Consider the following 1,253-nt stretch of genomic DNA (forward strand, 5'->3'; position numbering starts at 1 on the left):
GCTTATGCAAGTGGGTTTCCCCATTCAGGAATCCCAGACTCAAAAGGTTATTACTACCTAATCTGGGCTTATCGCAAGTTATTACGCCTTTCATCGCCTCTGACTGCCAAGGCATCCACCGTGTACGCTTAGTCACTTAACCATACAACCCGAAAGGGTCTCTGTTTTACTTTCACTTTTGAAAAGTGAAAACAAACTAGTATGGCAACTAACCAAGGTTTTTGCTTGTCATTAAGAAGGGTTAATTCTTAATGACTGTTTGCCGGACTCAATTTACTTTTTGTTTCCACTTTTTAATAAAAAATAGAATCAAAAAATGAACAATCATTTCTGATCATTCGAATACAAGACACTTGAATGTGTTTGTTGTGTTTATACCGTTCTTATTAAATAAGAGCAGATAAACATTGAGAACTTTTAAATTTGATTGAATTACTCGTAAGTAATCAATCAGTCAGCTTTCCAAATTGTTAAAGAGCAAGAGTTTTTAAAGCATTAAACTTTCAAAACCATTTTTAAATACACTCGGCTTTCTATTACTAAGAAAAGTGTGCTTAAAGATGGTGGGCGATACCGGGCTCGAACCAGTGACCCCCTGCTTGTAAGGCAGGTGCTCTCCCAACTGAGCTAATCGCCCATGATAGTTTTGATTCCTTCATGGAGAAAGAATGGTGGAGCTATGCGGGATCGAACCGCAGACCTCCTGCGTGCAAGGCAGGCGCTCTCCCAGCTGAGCTATAGCCCCATATTTTTATTTCCTTGGGAGGAAATGGTGGGCGATACCGGGCTCGAACCAGTGACCCCCTGCTTGTAAGGCAGGTGCTCTCCCAACTGAGCTAATCGCCCCAAATTTTATTTCCTTGGGAGGAAATGGTGGGTCGTGCAGGATTCGAACCTGCGACCAATTGATTAAAAGTCAACTGCTCTACCAACTGAGCTAACGACCCTTTTTACTTCTTGAAGGAAGTGGTATCCCGTAGGGGAGTCGAACCCCTGTTACCGCCGTGAAAGGGCGGTGTCCTAGGCCTCTAGACGAACGGGACACTGCAATTTATCTCTACTTTAAAAGCAGAAACAAACTTTGAAGAACCTTGGGAGTTCTTCATCTCTTTTTCTTTTTAAACCTAATCAATCTGTGTGGGTACTCATCGTGACTATCTTCGTATAAGGAGGTGATCCAGCCCCAGGTTCCCCTAGGGCTACCTTGTTACGACTTCACCCCAGTCATGAACCACAAAGTGGTGAGCGTCCTC

Annotated in this window: 5 tRNA genes and 2 rRNA genes (1 of these 7 cut by a window edge); all 7 read right to left on the reverse strand. The window is 43.2% G+C overall.

From position 1 onward, the window contains the following. A 23S ribosomal RNA gene (locus tag IQQ51_RS21895) occupies nt 1–142 on the reverse strand; its annotated part reaches 508 nt to the left of the window's first position; the annotation flags it as partial. A gap of 419 nt (nt 143–561) precedes the next feature. Beyond that, nucleotides 562–637 (reverse strand) — tRNA-Val (locus IQQ51_RS21900). A 32-nt stretch (nt 638–669) separates the two neighbouring features. Continuing rightward, nucleotides 670–745: transfer RNA gene (locus IQQ51_RS21905), tRNA-Ala, on the reverse strand. 25 nt (nt 746–770) lie between these two features. Further along, nucleotides 771–846, reverse strand: a tRNA-Val gene (locus tag IQQ51_RS21910). A gap of 25 nt (nt 847–871) precedes the next feature. Next, nucleotides 872–947, reverse strand: a tRNA-Lys gene (locus IQQ51_RS21915). 20 nt (nt 948–967) lie between these two features. Beyond that, nucleotides 968–1,043 (reverse strand) — tRNA-Glu (locus IQQ51_RS21920). A gap of 122 nt (nt 1,044–1,165) precedes the next feature. Beyond that, nucleotides 1,166–1,253, reverse strand: a 16S ribosomal RNA gene (locus tag IQQ51_RS21925); the annotation flags it as partial.

It is taken from the genome of Vibrio sp. OPT18 (assembly GCF_015163615.1).
GTDB lineage: Bacteria > Pseudomonadota > Gammaproteobacteria > Enterobacterales > Vibrionaceae > Vibrio > Vibrio coralliirubri.